Raw genomic sequence first — 16,762 nt, 5'->3', positions numbered from 1 at the left:
ATGGGCATCCGCATCGACCCCACGCTCGAGTTCGTCTGGCGCGATCCGTCCACCGTGCAGCTCGGGGTCGACCCGCCGCGTGCCGTCGTGCCCGTGCCGACCACGGCCGAGGAACGCTTCCTCTGCGCTCTGCGGCGCGAGACGAACCGCGACGCCCTGGCCGCCCTCGCGCGGACGACCGGGTGCCGTCCGGAAGTGGCTGCCCGGCTGCTCGGGACCGCATCGCCCGCCGTCGTCGACGTCCTGCCCGAACCGCTCGCGCGCGTCGAGGTGCACGGCGCCGGGGCCCTGGCCGACCACGTCGCCGACCTGCTGTCCGGCGAGGGCGTGACGGTCGCCCGTACCTCGGCACCGCGCGGTGGACCGGTCCCGCTCCCCGACCCCGACCCGGCGATCGCGCTCGTGGTGGCCGACCACGTCGTCGACCCGGCCGTGCGGTCCGCGTGGACGCGTCGCGGGACGCCCCACCTCGCGCTCGTCGTCGGGGACGGCCGGATCCGGCTCGGACCGGTCGTGGTCCCGGGTGACGGACCGTGCCTCCAGTGCGTGGAGTACGCCCGCGTCGACGCCGACCCGGCGTGGCCGGCCGTCGCGGCGCAGGTGTGGGGGCGGCCCGCGGCGGCGCTCTCGCCCTGGCGGTCCGCGGCGGTGGCGGCCGCGGCGACCCGGGTGGTCGTGCGGCGGCTGCCCCACCGGACGCAGCGGCCGGACACCGACCAGGTCGTGTTCGACCGCGACGACCTCGCCGTCACCGTGGTGCCGGTGACGCCCCATCCGCGGTGTGCGTGTCGAGCGCTGCCAGGAACCGACTCGGGGCCCGGGCTCCCCCACGCGTGGAACCCTGTCGCGACCACGTGACCGTGACCGACCGCCGTGCACGGGTCAGCCCGACGTAGAACAGGCGGCGCTCCTCGTCGACCTCGGCGTCGGTCGTCGCGTGCGAGATCGGCAGCAGGCCCTCGGCGGCACCGACCACCACGACGTGCGGCCACTCGAGGCCCTTGGACGAGTGCAGCGTCGCGAGCGTCACCGCGTCGAGCTCGGGTTCGTGGTGGGTCGCCGCGCGGTCGACCAGGTCCTGGGTGAACTGCTGCATCGTCGTGCCCGCCGGGGCGGACTCGGCGAGCCCCATGATCGCCTGCAGCGCTTCCCACTGTGCGCGCACGGCTCCGGTGCCCTCGGGCGGGGTCGGCGTCCAGCCGCTGAGCTGCAGCACGAGCCCGACGCGTCGGGTGAGCTCGTCGTCGGTCTGCCGGACGGCCTCGCCCCGCATGTGGTGCACGGCGAGCTTGACCTCGGGTCGCTCGAAGAACCGGGTGCCGCCCTGCACCCGGTACGGGATGCCCGCTCGTCCGAGGGCCGACTCGAGCGCGGCGGACTGGGCACCGACGCGGAACAGCACCGCGCAGTCGCCGTACGCCGCCCCGGCGCCGACGACCTCGGTGATCCGCCGGGCCACGGTCTGTGCCTCGTCGCCGTCGTGCACGCACGCCAGGACCTCGGGCTCCGGTCCGGGCTCGGTCGTCTGCGCCACCAGGTCGAGCGCCCCGGGCTGACCGCGCATGAGGGTGTTCGCGGCGTGCACGACCTCGCGGGTCGACCGGTAGTTTCGCTCGAGGCGCAGCACCGTGCCGCGGGGGAACTCGGCGCCGAAGCCGAGCAGGTACCGGCTCGACGCCCCGGCGAACGAGTAGATGGTCTGGCTCGCGTCGCCGACCACGCACAGGTCGTCCCGGCCGCCGAGCCACGCCCGGAGCAGGTCGTGCTGCACCGGGGAGACGTCCTGGTACTCGTCGACCACGAAGAAGCGGTACTGCTGCCGCACGTACGACGCGACCCGCGGCTCGGACTCGACCATGCCGAGCGTCGCGAGCAGGACGTCCTCGAAGTCGAGCTGCCGCCGGTCGTCCTTCAGCTGTTCGTAGGCCCGCATCAGGTCGACGACCCGACGGGGTGGGGTGTCCCGGGGCATCACACGGTCGACGGCGGCGGCCTCGTACTCCTCGTACGAGAGCATCTGCACCTTGCGCCACTCGACCTCACCCGCCAGGTCGCGGAGCACGGGGGTGTCCACGTGCAGACCGACGGCGTCGGCCGCGTGCGCGATCACCCGGCCCTTGGACTCGACGATGCGGGGTGCGTGGCCACCGACGGTGTCCGGCCAGAAGTAGCTGAGCTGCGACATCGCCGCGGCGTGGAAGGTCCGTGCCTGGACCGTCCCGGCGCCGAGCGCCCGCAGCCGGGACCGGAGTTCCCCCGCCGCCCGGGTCGTGAAGGTCAGCGCGAGGACGTGGTTCGGCGAGTACGTCCCGGTCGCGACGCCGTAGGCGATCCGGTGGGTGATCGCGCGGGTCTTGCCGGTCCCGGCCCCGGCGAGCACGGCGACCGGTCCGAGGAGCGTCCGCGCGACGGTCCGCTGTTCGGCGTCGAGCGCGTCGAGCAGCTCGTCCGGCGAGGGCGGCCGCGGAGCACCGGCGACCGCGGCGGTGCCGTCCCGTCCGTCGTTCACGGCAGGTCCAGCGGCCCGCCGTACCACTCCTCGATGACGGCGCGGGCGATCGACGTGCGGCCGGGCAGCAGCAGGGTGTCGCCGGCGCGCTCCCGGATCTCGTCGCGGGAGAACCAGCGGACGTCGAGGATCTCGACGCCGTCCGGTCGGGCGGTCGAGGGGTCGCCGTCCACCGCGCGGGCGCGGAACCCGACCATGAGCGACGCCGGGAACGGCCACGGCTGCGAGCCGAGGTACTCGGGCTCCTCCACGTGGACCCCGGACTCCTCCCAGACCTCGCGACGGACGGCGTCCTCGAGCGACTCCCCCGGCTCCACGAAGCCGGCGAGCAGCGAGTAGCGGTTCGCGTCCCACGCGGCGTTCGAGCCGAGCAGGATGCGGTCGTCGGCGTCCGTGACGCCCACGATGATCGCGGCGTCGGTCCGCGGGAAGTGCTCGTGGCCCTCGGGGTCGCGGCGCACCCACCCGCCGGTCACGACGGCGGTCGGCGAACCGGTGCGCGGGGAGAACCCGTGCACGGCGTGCCAGTTCGCCATCGCCACGGCCTCGACGGCGAGGCCCTGGTCACGCGCCGAGAGCTCGGTCCCGAACATCCGGAGGCTGCTCCACGCGTCCTCGTCGGGCTCGATCGCGGTCGCCGTGGCCGCGTCGACGAGGGCCGCCACGAACCGGGTCCCCGCCGGGGCGTCGGGTGCGTCGGCCACGGCGCGGCCGAGGTACAGCGTCACGGTGCCCTCCGGGACGGCGTCCGCGTCGACGAAGCGCAGGGCACCGTCGGGTGCGCGCAGCAGCTCGGCGCCGTGGACGGGCAGCCAGCGCGTCGACGGGTCGGCGCGCAGGACCTGCTCGAGGTCCGGGGTGGAGCGGTACTCCGCGTCGCGGTCGAGTTCGTTGCGGGACAGCGGCAGCCGGGCGGCGAACTCGTCGGTCACGACAGGGGGCTCCTCGAGGTCTGGTCGGGTGTTCGGCGGGAGCCTGTGGACGGTCCTCGGGCTTGCACAGGCCAGCGTGGCGCACGCGCTCGCACCGACGGCGGACCTACCCTGAGGGGCATGGCGGGATCCCAGTTCACTCTAGCCGCGTTGGCGACGACGGCCGTGCCCGGCATGGTCGTCACGGGGACACGCGCCCTCGGCTCGGCTGCGTCCGGCGACTACGAGTCCGCCGTCCTGCGCGAGGCGGACGGCACGCTCTCGGCGATCCGTCGCCCGCGCAACCAGCGCGCCGAGGCACGACAGTCGGCCGACCTCGTCGCGATCCGGGCGCTGAGCGCCGGCATCCGCACGCGACTGCCGTTCGCCGTGGCCGAGTACCGCGGCCAGGCGCCGGTCGGGTCGACGCGGGCCATCGTCACCACATACCTGCCGGGAGCCCACCCGACGCTCCGCGACCTCGCCGAGCGGCCCGAGCTCGCGGCGTCGGTCGGCCGTGCCGTCGCCGCCGTGCACCAGCTGCCCACGAGCTTCGTCACCGACGCCGGGCTGCCCTCGCTCACCCCGTTCGAGGTCCTGCGCTCCGCCGTGTCCGTGATGGACCGGGCCGTCGCGACCAAGCTGGTCCCGGCCGCGCTCAAGGAGCGCTGGGAGGGCGCCGCCCGCGACCAGCAGCTCTGGCAGTTCACGCCGACGGTCGTGCACGGCGCCTTCGGTGCCGGGGTCGTCCTCGCCGACGGTGACGCCGTGAGCGGCGTCCTCGAGTGGGGAGAGCTGCGCCTCGGCGACCCGGCGAAGGACCTCGCGTGGGTCCTGGCCGGCCGCCGCGACACCTTCGACACGGTCCTCGCCGCGTACGAGGCCGGTGGTGGCGGACGCGACCGACAGCTCGCGCAGCGGGCCCGGGTGCACCACGAGCTCGAGACCGCGCAGTGGCTCCTCCACGGCGTGCAGGCGAAGAGCACCGAGGTCGTCGACGACGCGGTCGCCATGATGCACCGGCTCGTCGACGCCGTGCAGACGCCCAGTGCCGCACCGCTGCAGTCGGTGTCGCCCGAGACGATGGAGATCGGCGAGGTCGAGCAGCTGCTGTCGTCGACCGAGCGTAGGCACGGCTGATCCGCCGCCGAGGCTGATCCTCCACCACGGCTGGACCGCCGTCACGGCTGGACCGCGGCGACGGCCGGACCGCCGTCACGGCTGGACCGCGGCCACGGCCGGACCGCCGCCACGGCTGATCCGCCGTCACCGTGCCGGCGGCCATGCGCCGGCGGCCATGCGCCGGCGGCCATGCGCCGGCGGCCATGCGCCGGCGGCCATGCGCCGGCGGCCCTGCGCCGCCCGTCCGACGCGACGGCCGGTAGCGCGACAGCGCAGCCCGGTCCCGACCACGTGACGGACGGGAGGCACGTGGCGGCGCCGCCCCGCGCCTCCCGTCCGAGTCCTGGTCCTGGTCGTGGACCGGGTCCGGGTCCTGCACCCGTGATCAGCCGAGCGACGCGCGCCACGCGCGCTCGAGCCCCCGCCGGTCGAGCAGCGCGGTGGGTCGGACCTCGAGGTCGTCCGCGACGAAGTAGAACACCGCGTCGACCTCGTCGATCGGTCGCCCGGTGAACTCCGCGTACGCCACCCGGTAGAGCGCGAGCTGCAGTTGCCGCGCCGCGAGGTCGTCGGCGTCCTTCGGGGCCTTCCCCGTCTTCCAGTCGACGACCTCGGCGCGGCCGTCCACCTCGTACACCGCGTCGAGCTTGCAGACGACGCTGTGCCCGAGGAACGGGATGTGGATCTCGCGCTCGACCTCGACCGGAACGAGGCCTGCCCAGCGGGACCGGGCGAAGGTGTCCTGGAACGCCGCCAGTCGGCGGGCGTCGTCGTCCGTGACCGGCGCTTCGGTCGACGCGTCCACGAGCTCGTCGGCGTCGAGGTCGCGCTCGCCGTCCCACAGGTCCAGCGTCTCGAGCGAGCCACCGCTCCGGGCACGCTGCTCGACCCACTGGTGGAACAGCGTGCCGAGTCGCGTCGCCCGGTACGGCCGCTCCGGCATCGGCCGCCGCAGCCGCTCGGCGACCGCGTCGGGCTGCGTCAGGTAGTCCTTGAAGCCCGACGCCGGCACGCGGTGCGGCACGGCCACGGTGTGCCGGGCCGACCGTTGCGCGCGACGTTCGGCGAGGAGCAGGTCGATGTCGGCCGCGAACCGCCCGGACGCTCCCGGGTTGGCGTTCCGCACCCGGTCGGCCGCCGCGGCGACCCGGGCCCCGCGCTGGCCGAACGGCACGTGCGGCCAGTCCTGGGTGGCACCGTCGCCGCCGAGGGGGTTCTCCTCGTGCTCCGTGCCGTCCGGGACCGCTCCGGCGTCGACGACCCCGGCCTCGACCAGGTCGCGCAGGTACCGGCTGGGGGCGGTCGGACGGACCCCGCCCGCCCAGGACGACCCGGACACGAGCAGGTCGTGCCGGGCGCGCGTCAGGGCGACGTAGGCGAGTCGGCGTTCCTCGTCCTCGTTGCGGGCACCGACCTCCTCGCGGTAGGCATCGATCGCGTCGACGACCGCCTTCTGCGACTCCTGCCCGCGCCACTCGAGCCGCGGCAGCTCCTCGGCGTCGCCCCGGAACGCGTAGGGCAGGCGGCCGAAGCCCAACCAGCCCGACGAACCCTCCTGGGGCCGTGCGGGCAGGGAGCCCTCGACCAGTCGCGGGACGGCGACCGCGTCCCACTCGAGTCCCTTCGACCCGTGGATCGTCAGGATCTGGACCGTGCCGGACTCGGGTTCCTCGGACCGCGGGCCCATGTCGTCCCGTCGCGCGGCCGCGTCGATCCAGCCGAGGAACGCCCCGAGGTCGGCGCGGTCGTCCGTCGTGACGAACCCGGCGAGCTCGTCGACGAAGGCGTCGAGGAACGCCCCGCTCCCCTGCTCGTGCGCGGCGACCTCGACGTCGAGCCCGGTCTCCTGCACGACGAGGGTCACGAAGTCCACCAGGTCACCCGCGGCGCGGGACCGCAACGAGGCGAGCTCCTGCCCGAGGGCCCGCATCCGTGCCCGGCCGACCGGGCTGATGTCGGCGAGCGCACCGTGCTCGTCGGGGGCGGTGGCGACGAAGTCGAGCGCGTCGACGATCGACCCGTGCTCCCCCGCGGCGACCGACGCCCGGAAGGCGGCGGTGACGTCGTCGTCCAGTCGCTGGTGCGTGTGGTCGCGACCGAACAGCCAGCGGGCCAGTCCGTGGAGCGCCGCGATGTCGGCCGCACCCACGCGCCACCGCGCTCCCGCGAGCAGGCGGATGAGGTCGTTGCCGGCCGCGGGGTCGTGCAGGACGCGCAGGGTCGCGACGAGGTCGACGATCTCCGGCCGCTGCAGCAGCCCGCCGGTCCCGAGCACGTGGAACGGGACGCGGTGCTCCGCCAGCGCCGCGGTGAAGGACGACAGGTCCTTCCGCGATCGCAGCAACAGGGCCATCGAGCCCTCGGGGTCGGCAGCGCGCCGGTCGGCGAACCAGCGGGCGACCGCGTCGGCCTCCTCGGGCAGGGTCTCCGGGAACACCGCCCGGACGGTCCCCGCGTCGGCACCCGGTCGGGGTGCGAGCCGCTCGACGGCGACCTCGGACGCCGCCGACAGCGGGTCGACGACGGCGTTCGCGGCAGCGAGGACGTCCACCGGGTTGCGCCAGCTGGTGGACAGCGCGAAGGTCACCGGGGCGGCTCCGTCGCCACCGAAGTCGCGGGGGAACCGGGCGAGGTTCGCGGCACTCGCACCGCGGAACCCGTAGATGGACTGGTGCGGGTCGCCGACCGCCATCACCGGGTGGTCGCGGAACAGCCGCGCGAGGAACCGGGTCTGCACGACCGAGGTGTCCTGGTACTCGTCGAGCAGCACGACGCGGAACCGACCGCGGAGCTCGTCCACCACGCGCGGCGCCGACTCCGCCGCGGCGAGCGCGAGTGCGATCTGGTCGGAGAACTCCACGAAGCCGCGGTCGACCTTCTGCCGTCGGAACTCCTCGACGAGGTCCACCAGGGGTTCGAGCGAGCCCACCGCGGCGACCGCGTCGGTGACGGCCTTGTACGGGTTGCCCCGGGCGTTCCCGGGCAGTTCGAGCACCCCGCGGAAGTCGACCGCGAACCGGCGCAGGTCCCCGGGGTCGACGAGGTGCTCGGAGACCGCGCCGGCCAGGGCGACGACGGCGGCGGTCACGGTGTCGACGTCACGGTCGAGCCCGGCGAGCCGGTCGTCCCGCGCGCCCACGACCACCCGACGCGCGAGCTGCCAGGCGGACGGCTCGGTGAGGACCTGGGACTCGCCGTCGCGCCCGACCAGCAGGGCGTTCTCGCGGAAGACCGCGTTCGCGAAGGCGTTGTAGGTCGAGACCGTCGGCGCCTCGAACGCGTCGCCGGCCTCGAGCAGGCCGACGTCCTCGAGCGCGCGGATCCGCTCGTTGATGCGGACCGACAGCTCGCCCGCCGCCTTGCGGGTGAAGGTCAGACCGAGGACCTCGGCGGGCCGGACGTGGCCGTTCGCGAGCAGCCAGACGACCCGGGACGCCATGGTCTCGGTCTTCCCGCTCCCCGCCCCGGCGACCACGAGCGCCGGTGCGAGCGGCGACTCGATCACGGCCCGCTGCTGGGCCGTCGGTCGTGGCCGGCCGAGGGCGTCCGCGACCGCGTCCGCCCCGATCGGCCGGGTCGCGCGCACCGTCGCGGTCGGGTCCGCGCCCGTGGTCGTGGTCGTGTCCGTGCCGTCGCTCACCAGGTCACCTCCCCGACGACGTGGATGCGGCACTCGACGCCGGTCCGCGCCTTCGTGCAGTGGTCGTCCACCCGTGCGACGAAGGTCCGGCCGGCCATGCCGCGGGCGACGGTGTGCAGGCGCTCGCGGTAGGCCTCGCGGGTCTCCTCGTCGAAGGCGTGCTGGGTCCGCTCCGAGTACGCGTGCCCACCGCGCGGGTTCTGCACGAACACCAGGCGGGCGTCGGCCATCCGGGAGCCGGCCGGGACGCCCTCCACCGCGCCGTCCTCGACCGCGAGCTGGTACGCGCCGAGCTGCGGGTGGTCGGGCATGTCGTTCTTCTCGCTCGGCATCGAGCGTCCCGTCTTCAGGTCGACCACGCTGACCCGACCGTCCGGGTCCACCTCGATCCGGTCGATGCTCCCCCGCATGCGCGCCGGACCGGTGACGAGCGCGAACGACGTCTCGGCGCCGAGGAGCCGGCGACCGGCACCCGCGAACGTGCGGAGGTAGTCGCTCAGGCCCTCGATCATCCGACGCGTGCGGGCACGCTCGCGGTCGGCCACCCACGCCGACTCGAACGTCAGCTCGTCCCACCGTGCCTCGACCCGCTGCCACAGCGACTCGACGTCCACCTCGGTCGCGTGCTCCATCGCCTCGTGCACGATCGTCCCGATGCCCATCGCGGGACTCGGGGCACCGCCACCGAAGGTCTGCGCGAACCAGTGCACCGGGCACTCTTCGAAGGTGCCGATGCGGGACGGCGACACCGACACCGCCGGTGCGACGGGCTCGCCCTCGTCGTGCAGGGGTGCGGGTGCGGCGTCGAGGTCGACGAGCGGGTCGTCGGTCGAGGGATCGAGCAGGCCGTACCACTCGTCCGGCGATGCCCCGGGGACGCCTTCGGCGGCCAGGCGCGCGAGCGCGGAGGCGGCCTCGTGGTCACCCGAGGTCACCACGCGCCGGCGGAGCGACCCGGCGAGACCGCGCAGCGAGAGCGGGTGCACCGTGGCGGCGCGGTCCGGGGGCACTGGGACGAGCCGGACGAACGGCGAGGGGGCCTCGTCGTCGTTCGCCACGGTGCCGATGACGACCTGGGTCGTCGCCCGTGACACCGACCGGGCGAACAGGCGCAGTTCGTCGGCCACCACAGCGGCCCGGTCGTCGGTCGCGCCGTGCTCGACCCCGGACGCGGCGCGGACCAGGCCGTCCGGGTCGAGCAGGCTGCCGCGCACGCGGGTGTTCGGCCAGACGCCGTCCTGCAGCCCGAGCACCACGACGACGTCGCACTCGAGCCCGATCGTCGCCGACGGGGTCAGCACTCGCACACGGCCCGCGGTCCGGTCCGGACCGATCGAGTCCTCGGGCAGGTCGGCGCCGAGCAGGTCGTCGACGAACACCCGCGCCGGAGCGTCCGGGGTCCGTTCCACGAACCGCTTCGCCGCGGTGAACAGCCCGACGACGGCGTCCAGGTGGCGGTCGGCCTCGCCCGCGCCGACGCCGCCCGCCGCGGACTGCGCACCCCAGGCGCCGGCGAGGCCGCTGCGCTCCCACAGCCCCCAGAGGATCTCCTCGATGCTCGCGTCGGCCGCGGCGTCGGCTCGGGCCTGTACCAGGCTGCGTGCGAGCCGCGTGGCGCGTCGTGCGAAGCCGGCGTCGACCGTGGCCAGGCGTTCGGGTGCCCCGAGCGCCTCGACGAGCAGCTCGTCCGAGGTCCGCGTGCCACCACCGGCGAGCTCCTCGCGGCGCAGGGCGAGCCGCAGCCGCCGCATCGCGAGCGTGTCGAGCCCGCCGAGGGGGCCGGTCGCGAACGCGGTCGCGAGTGCCGGGTCGAGCGGCAGGACGTCGAGCGCGACGGCCGCGGCGTCGAGCAGGGCGCGCGCCGCGGAGTCGTCGCGCGGTCGGACCGGCGCGGCCCCGGCGGTCGCGGGGACCTCGGCCACGGACAGCGCCCGCACGAGCTCGGGGATCGCCGCGCCGCTGCGGGTCACCACCGTCATCCGGTGCCAGGGGACGCCGTCCAGGAGGCGGTGCTCACGCAGGCGACGGGCGATCGCGGTGACGAGGGCGGAGCGGCTCGGTGCCTCGAGGTGCACGACCGCGTCGGACCGTGCGTCGGTCGTCGACGCCGTCGCGGTGCGCTGTCGGCCGGCCGCCGCCGCGCCGATCCGGCCGGTGACCGACTCGACGAGCGCGCGGACCGGCGCGGGGTGTCGGTGCACGGTGCCCAGCACGATCTCGTCGACCCGGTCGACACCGAGCCGGACCGCGAGTCGGCCGAGCACGTCCGGTTCCGCCCCGCGGAAGGCCGAGGAGGCGATGTCGGGGTCGCCGAACGCCACGACCTGCACCCCGGAACGGGCCAGCGCCCCGAGGAGCGCGACCTCGCCCTCGACGAGCTCCTGGGTGTCGTCGACGACGAGCAGCCGGAGCGCCGCCACGCTCGGGGGCACCTCGCCCCGGAGCACCGCGGCGGTGGCGTAGGCGACGAGTTCGGCGGCGTCGAGGCTCGTCGACCGGAACGCCGACAGGGTGGCGCGGTACTCGTCGACGAAGTCGCCGACCGCGCGCCACTCGGGGCGTCCGCGTTCGTCGGCGAGCTCGCGCATGTCCTCGGGCTCCACCCCCGCGGCCACCGCACGCATCATCACGTCGCGGAGGGCCGTGCGGAACCCCGCGCGTTCGCGGACCACGGCCGTGATCGGCGCCGGCCAGTCGGGTCCCGCCCCGTCGGCCTCGTGCCCGTCCAGCAGGTCGGCGATGATGCGGTCCTGCTCGCCGCCGGTGAGGAGCGTCGGCGGCTCGAGTCCCTGCACGGACGCGGCGTGCGCGACGACCTGGAACGCGAGCGAGTTGACCGTGCGGGCGAGCGCGCCGGGCACCACCCGTCCCACGGTGGCCGCGAGTCGGTCGCGCAGCGCGGTCGCGGCGGTCCGGGCCGAGGTCAGCGCCAGCACCGTCGCGTGTCCGTCGACCGAGATCGCGTCGGGGCGGCCGAGCCGGTCGGCGACGAGCCGGGCGAGCGTCGTGGTCTTGCCGGTGCCCGGCGCCCCGATGACCGCGGCGTGCCGTCCGTCCGGCAGTGCGAGCACGGCGTCCTGCGTGGGGTCCACCGTGAGTGCGCGCGCGACGCCCACGTCGTCCGTGGTGGGCGTCAGCAGGGTCCGGGGCACGCGGACACGGTACCGACCACGGCCGACAGGGGCGGACGGGCCGGCCGCGCACTCCCCCGTGCGCCTGGGGCGAACGGCCGGTGCCGCCCGGACCCGCTCGGATACGCTGTGCTCGTGGACATCAAGATCGGCATCATCAACAGCCCGCGCGAGATCGCGTTCGAGACCGCCCAGAGCGCCGAGGAGATCGAGCAGGCCGTGGCCCAGGCCCTCGAGTCGCAGTCGACCCACCTCGCCCTCAAGGACGACAAGGGCCGTCGCTTCATCGTCCCCGTCGCCGCCCTCGCCTACGTCGAGGTCGGAGCCGAGGAGTCGCGCCGCATCGGGTTCGTCGCCTGACGTGGAACTCCTGTTCGCCGTGCTCGGCGGCATCGTCCTCGGTGCCGTCGCGCACGTCGTCGTGCCGTGGCGCTCGACGCGCGGTGCGCTGCTCGGGCCGGTCGTCGGCGGCGTCGTCGCCGCGGTCGCCTGGGAGGCCCTGACCTGGGCCGGGTGGCGCTACGACGGCACCTGGATCTGGGTCGTCGCCCTCATCGGCGCCGGCGTGGTCGCCGTCGTGACGGAGTGGGTGCTCGGCACGCGCCGCGCCCGGGCCGACGAAGCGTTCTTCGAGCGCTCCCGCGCCTGATCTGCAGCCCCAGAGCGCCCTCCCGCGCCTGACGACGCGAGCACCCCGCCCCAGCGCGCGCTCCCGCGCCTGACGACGCCGACACCCCGGGCGAGCGCCACGCACGTCCGGACCGGACGCCGAGCGCGTCCGACCCGCACGGCCGCGCCTCAGTCGGCCCACTCCCCGAGCGTGAACTGGTGCGTGTTCGCGACGCACAGCGCGACGCCCACCACCAGCACGACGAGCGCCACGCGCCGTCCGGTGGCGTGCCGCACCGACGCGGCGCCGAGCGCCACCCAGATCGGGAACAGCGGCAGCGTGTTCCGCGCGAGCGAGACGTAGGTGGAGCTCGTCATGAGCGACACCGCCGTGATCACGAGGAACACGGCCTCCGCCCACGACCGGTGGACGAGGAAGTACGCGATCGCGGCGAGCAGCAGCCCCGCGAAGACGATGTCCAGCAGGAACTGCGGCTGGGCGGACGGCATTTCGTGGTGCGCGACGGACTGCACCGTGTACGAGAACGTGTCCCACGGCGCTTGGATCCGCCGTCCCCACCCGGATCCCTGCGCCCGCGACCAGGTGTCCCACCGGCCGGTCGACGTCCACAGGTACAGCATGTAGCCGAGGAAGCCGGCCACACCCGTGGCGAGTCCCAGCGCCGGCCACGCGACGAGCCGACGCCCGGCCGCGCGACGCCGGACGACGTAGAGGACGACGATGGCAGCGAGCAGGAAGAGGCCGTTCGGTCGGATCGCGCCCGCGACCGCCGTCAGGACGCCTGCGAGCAGCCACCGGTCCCGCGTCGCGGCGTACCACGCTCCGATCGCGGCGGCTGCGAAGCACGACTCCGCGTACGACGCGTGCAGGAAGACGGCGTACGGCCCGAGCACGAAGAGCGCGGTCGCGACCTCGGCCGCACGGACCCCGGAGCTCGTGTCGACCAGGCGCCAGAGCAGCACGCTGGCGACCAGTCCCCCGATGCCCGCCACGACCGCGAGCGCCAGCGCGACCGGGTCCGGGCTCCACGGGCCGAGGAGCGTGGCCACCGCGCGCGCAGCGAGCGGGTACCCCGGGAAGAACGCCGTGTTCGTCGAGTCCGCGTCGTAGCCGTGCCGGGCGATCTCGGCCAGGTGCACCGAGTCCCACTGCGCGAGCAGGTCGACGAACGGTCGCCCGCCCAGGAACAAGCCCGTCGCCGCCCACTGCGACACCATCGCGACCGTCGTCACGAGCACGCGCGAGAACGCCCATGCGGACGCACCGCCGAGGACCGCACGACGCCAGGTCGCGGCACCGCGGACGAGGTCCTGCGATGCGCGGTGCGCTGCGGTCACGCCGTCAGGCCCAGCGCGTCCATCCGCCGGGTGTGCGCCGCGATGAGCTCGGTCCACACCGGCTCGAGCCGTTCCTGGTCCTCGCGGGCGTGCGACGCCAGTGCCGACCGCGCCACGAGCAGCGTGTCGCCCACGAGCCGTCGCCCCCACATCGCCAGCCGGGAGCCCACGCGCGGGTCCTGCTCGATGTGCGCCGCGAGCTCGTCGACGACGGCGCGCTCCTCGCGGCCGTCGAACACCGTGCGCAGCCGCTGCCGCACGTCGGTCGGCAGCGAGCGGAGCAGGCTGCTGAACAGGTCGTTGAGGATGCCCGCCGTGACGTAGCCGGTGAGCATCGACTCGTACCAGTCGGCACCGCTCGTGCGCAGCAGGAACCGGTCGATCGCCTCGCGGTGGGGTTCCATCAGCTCGGCAGGGTCACCCCCGCCGCGTTCGATCTCGGCGACGATGGTGCGGTGCCGGTCGAGGGCCGCGGTCGCGAGCACGCCCGTCACGAGGCGGCCGGACATGGTCGGGGCGGCGACGCCGGCGCGGCCCATCGTCTCGTACAGCGACAGCTGCAGGTACGCGGCCTGGCCCAGGTAGACGTCGAGCTCGGGGCTCACGTCGTCGAGCTGCAGACGCTCCACCGTCGAGGCGTTCCGCGGGTTCCGCGACGCCAGCCACGAGGCGGCGAGCTCCGCCGCGCGCTTCCGGTTCCACCACGACACCACGCCCCGAGCATACCGGCCGGGCAGCGGTGCCCCGCCCCGCCGGTAGACTGACCGCGACTCCCACCAGGACCAAGGTGATCCATTGACTTTCGCAGACCTCTCCATCGAGCAGGACATCGTCGACGCGCTCGCGACGAAGGGCATCAGCGAGCCCTTCCCGATCCAGCAGCAGACGATCCCGCTCGCCCTCTCCGGCCAGGACATCATCGGCCAGGCCAAGACCGGTACCGGCAAGACCTTCGGCTTCGGCCTGCCGCTCGTGCAGCGCCTCGGCCCCGACCCCGAGCACGGTGTCAAGGCACTCGTCGTCGTCCCCACGCGTGAACTCGCGGTGCAGGTGACCGAGGACCTCGAACTCGCGACCTCGAACCGCCCGACCAAGGTCGTCTCGATCTACGGCGGCAAGGCGTACGAGGGGCAGATCGAGCAGCTCAAGGCCGGCGCCCAGATCGTGGTCGGCACGCCCGGCCGCCTCATCGACCTGCAGCGCCAGCGCATGCTCGACCTCTCCCACGTGCAGGAGGTCGTCCTCGACGAGGCCGACCGCATGCTCGACCTGGGCTTCCTCTCCGACATCGAGCGCATCTTCCAGGCGATCCCGGCCGTCCGGCACACCATGCTGTTCTCCGCGACCATGCCCGCGCCGATCGTCGCGCTCGCCCGCCGCTTCATGACCCGCCCGGTGCACATCCGCGCGACGGACCCCGACGAGGGCCTGACGCAGGCGAACATCAAGCACGTCATCTACCGCGCGCACTCGCTCGACAAGGACGAGGTCATCGCCCGCATCCTGCAGGCCGAGGGTCGCGGCAAGACCGTGATCTTCACGCGCACCAAGCGCGCGGCGGCCCGCATCGTCGAGGAGCTCAAGGACCGCGGCTTCAACGCCGCAGCCGTCCACGGCGACCTCAACCAGGAGCAGCGCGAGCGCGCGATGGCGGCGTTCAAGGCCGGCAAGCGCGACGTGCTCATCGCGACGGACGTCGCGGCCCGCGGCATCGACGTGGACGACGTCACGCACGTGATCAACCACACGATCCCGGACGACCCCGACACGTACCTGCACCGCGCGGGTCGCACCGGCCGCGCCGGCAAGACCGGCATCGCGGTCACGTTCGTCGACTGGGACGACCTGCACAAGTGGACGCTCATCGACAAGGCCCTCGAGTTCGGCATCCCCGAGCCCGTCGAGACCTACTCGTCGTCGCCGCACCTGTTCACGGACCTCGACATCCCGGCCGGCACGAAGGGCCGTCTGCCCGGTGCGTCGAGCCACGCCGCCACGGCGGGCACCGAACGACGCACCACCGACAAGCGCAGCGGCGACCGCCCCGCCGGTGAGCGCAGCGGCTCGCGCGGCCGGAGCCGCACCCGGTCTGGAGGCGCGGAGCAGTCCGGCACGTCGGCTCGCGCCGCCGGGTCGGCCGACTCCGGAGCCACCACCACCGACACCGCGCAGCCCGCGGTGGACGCCTCCTCCCCCGAGGGCACGACGGACGGCGCCGCGAAGCGTCGCCGTCGCCGCCGCCGTCGCAGCGGCGGTTCCGCCGAGGCGACCAGCTCGGCACCGCAGGCAGCAGGCGAGGGCGAGTAGCGCCTCCCGTCCGCAAGGCCCCGTCGCTGACGCGACGGGGCCTTCGTCGTCCCCACCCGCCCGAGCGTTCACCGATGGAGCAGCCGCGGAGCGTTCACCGGCGGAGCAGACGCGGAGCGTTCACCGATGGAGCAGACGATGTCGGGTACCCGCCCGCGGCCCGACGTTTTCTGCTCCATCCCGCGACGACGGCGACGACGGGGGCGATGACGTCGGGGCCGGGGCCGACGGCGGCGAGCCGGACGGCTCAGGCCAGGCGGGAGCCGGGTCCGTGCACCGGGGCGCTGCCCGTCGCCTGCGCGACGATCGCGTCGAAGGCCACCCGCGCGGTGCGGTGCTCCCCGAGGCGGTTGGGCTTGCCGGTGCCGTGGTAGTCGCTCGACCCGGTGACGAACAGGCCGGAGCGCCGTGCCCAGTCGAGCAGCGTGCGCTTGCCGTGCGACTGGTTCTCGCGGTGGTCGACCTCGAGGCCGCCGAGTCCGGCGTCGACGAGCTCGCGGAGCATCGGCTCGACGATCACGATCCCGCGGGACGAGGCGGCGGGGTGCGCGATGACGGGGACGCCACCGGCCCCGCGGATGAGCTCGACGCCGCGCAGGGGCGACGGCGCGTCGTGCGGTTCGTAGTAGCCCGAGGCCGGGTGCAGGATGCCGCGGAACGCCGCGCTCCGGTCGGGTTCCAGGCCGCGGGCGACGAGGGCGTCGGCGATGTGCGGCCGACCGATCGTGGCACCCTCGCTCGACTGCGCGAGCACGTCCTCCCAGGTGATCGGGTGGTCGCGGCCGATGCGGTCGACCATGCGGCGGGCACGGGCGAGCCGGCCCTCGCGGATGCGGGTGGTCTCGGCGACGAGGTCCGGGTCGGTCGGGTCGACGAGGTAGCCGAGGACGTGCACGCTCCGGTACCCGACGCGCGTGCTCAGCTCGAGGCCCGGGACCAGGGTCATCGGACGGTCGGCGACGGCGGCGATCGCCTCGTCCCAACCGGCGGTGGTGTCGTGGTCGGTCAGGGCGACACCGTCGAGGCCCGCCGCGGCGGCCGCGGCGACGAGGTCGGCGGGCGGCTCGGTGCCGTCGGACACGCTCGAGTGCGTGTGCAGGTCGATGAACGGATCGGGCACCGGCCCATCGTACCGACAGGTGAACAGCCGCTCAGGCCGTCAGTCCAGGTCGGT

The 16,762-nt window shown here is 74.6% G+C and carries 12 protein-coding genes; 5 read left to right on the top strand and 7 right to left on the bottom strand.

What is annotated here, in order from left to right; translation table 11 throughout:
* A complete protein-coding gene (locus QOL15_RS04815) occupies window positions 1–858 on the top strand; it encodes a TOMM precursor leader peptide-binding protein (protein ID WP_065959630.1) in 858 nt (285 codons plus the stop codon).
* Here the strand turns inward: QOL15_RS04815 and QOL15_RS04810 are convergent.
* Both QOL15_RS04810 and nudC read right to left on the bottom strand, forming a co-directional pair.
* On the bottom strand, window positions 749–2,509 hold the full coding sequence (locus QOL15_RS04810; RefSeq protein WP_071249621.1) for an ATP-dependent helicase: 1,761 nt from the start codon (window positions 2,507–2,509) through the stop codon (window positions 749–751). The genes QOL15_RS04815 and QOL15_RS04810 overlap by 110 nt on opposite strands.
* Complete coding sequence (gene nudC, locus QOL15_RS04805; protein ID WP_065959634.1) at window positions 2,506–3,441, bottom strand: NAD(+) diphosphatase; 936 nt, start codon at window positions 3,439–3,441, stop codon at window positions 2,506–2,508. The genes QOL15_RS04810 and nudC overlap by 4 nt, the downstream gene beginning before the upstream one ends.
* Before the next feature lie 120 nt (window positions 3,442–3,561).
* Here nudC and QOL15_RS04800 point away from each other — a divergent pair, with 120 nt between their 5' ends.
* Window positions 3,562–4,560: a phosphotransferase gene (locus QOL15_RS04800; RefSeq protein WP_071249619.1), complete on the top strand. Its 999-nt coding sequence runs from the start codon at window positions 3,562–3,564 to the stop codon at window positions 4,558–4,560.
* 367 nt (window positions 4,561–4,927) lie between these two features.
* On the opposite strand, the gene QOL15_RS04795 is transcribed toward QOL15_RS04800, so the two are convergent.
* Complete coding sequence (locus tag QOL15_RS04795) at window positions 4,928–8,182, bottom strand: ATP-dependent DNA helicase (RefSeq protein ID WP_083394167.1); 3,255 nt, start codon at window positions 8,180–8,182, stop codon at window positions 4,928–4,930.
* Window positions 8,179–11,334, bottom strand: coding sequence for a UrvD/REP family ATP-dependent DNA helicase (locus tag QOL15_RS04790; protein WP_175473891.1), 3,156 nt, complete (start codon window positions 11,332–11,334; stop codon window positions 8,179–8,181). The genes QOL15_RS04795 and QOL15_RS04790 overlap by 4 nt, the downstream gene beginning before the upstream one ends.
* Window positions 11,335–11,448: 114 nt before the next feature.
* On the opposite strand from QOL15_RS04790, the gene QOL15_RS04785 reads away from it, so the two are divergent.
* Together QOL15_RS04785 and QOL15_RS04780 are read left to right on the top strand one after the other, a co-directional pair.
* The gene (locus QOL15_RS04785; RefSeq protein WP_065959759.1) at window positions 11,449–11,673 is read left to right on the top strand and encodes a DUF3107 domain-containing protein; all 225 of its coding nucleotides are present in this window, start codon (window positions 11,449–11,451) and stop codon (window positions 11,671–11,673) included.
* A gap of 1 nt (window position 11,674) precedes the next feature.
* The gene (locus QOL15_RS04780) at window positions 11,675–11,962 is read left to right on the top strand and encodes a hypothetical protein (protein WP_065959638.1); all 288 of its coding nucleotides are present in this window, start codon (window positions 11,675–11,677) and stop codon (window positions 11,960–11,962) included.
* A 149-nt stretch (window positions 11,963–12,111) separates the two neighbouring features.
* Here the strand turns inward: QOL15_RS04780 and QOL15_RS04775 are convergent, their stop codons facing one another.
* On the bottom strand, window positions 12,112–13,281 hold the full coding sequence (locus QOL15_RS04775; protein WP_065959640.1) for a mannosyltransferase family protein: 1,170 nt from the start codon (window positions 13,279–13,281) through the stop codon (window positions 12,112–12,114).
* Window positions 13,278–13,994: a ferritin-like fold-containing protein gene (locus QOL15_RS04770; protein ID WP_065959643.1), complete on the bottom strand. Its 717-nt coding sequence runs from the start codon at window positions 13,992–13,994 to the stop codon at window positions 13,278–13,280. The genes QOL15_RS04775 and QOL15_RS04770 overlap by 4 nt, the downstream gene beginning before the upstream one ends.
* An 82-nt stretch (window positions 13,995–14,076) precedes the next feature.
* On the opposite strand from QOL15_RS04770, the gene QOL15_RS04765 reads away from it, so the two are divergent.
* Entirely contained in the window at window positions 14,077–15,588 is a 1,512-nt protein-coding gene (locus QOL15_RS04765) for a DEAD/DEAH box helicase (protein ID WP_071249618.1), read from the top strand.
* A 247-nt stretch (window positions 15,589–15,835) separates the two neighbouring features.
* Here QOL15_RS04765 and QOL15_RS04760 read toward each other — a convergent pair whose 3' ends face one another.
* Complete coding sequence (locus QOL15_RS04760; protein WP_083394165.1) at window positions 15,836–16,708, bottom strand: PHP domain-containing protein; 873 nt, start codon at window positions 16,706–16,708, stop codon at window positions 15,836–15,838.
* Window positions 16,709–16,762 lie beyond the last annotated feature (54 nt).

Origin of the sequence: Curtobacterium sp. MCBA15_012, assembly GCF_001864935.2 — a bacterium.
Lineage (GTDB): Bacteria > Actinomycetota > Actinomycetes > Actinomycetales > Microbacteriaceae > Curtobacterium.
The sequence above is the reverse complement of the archived record's forward strand: the minus strand, read 5'-3'. Positions and strand labels throughout refer to the sequence as shown.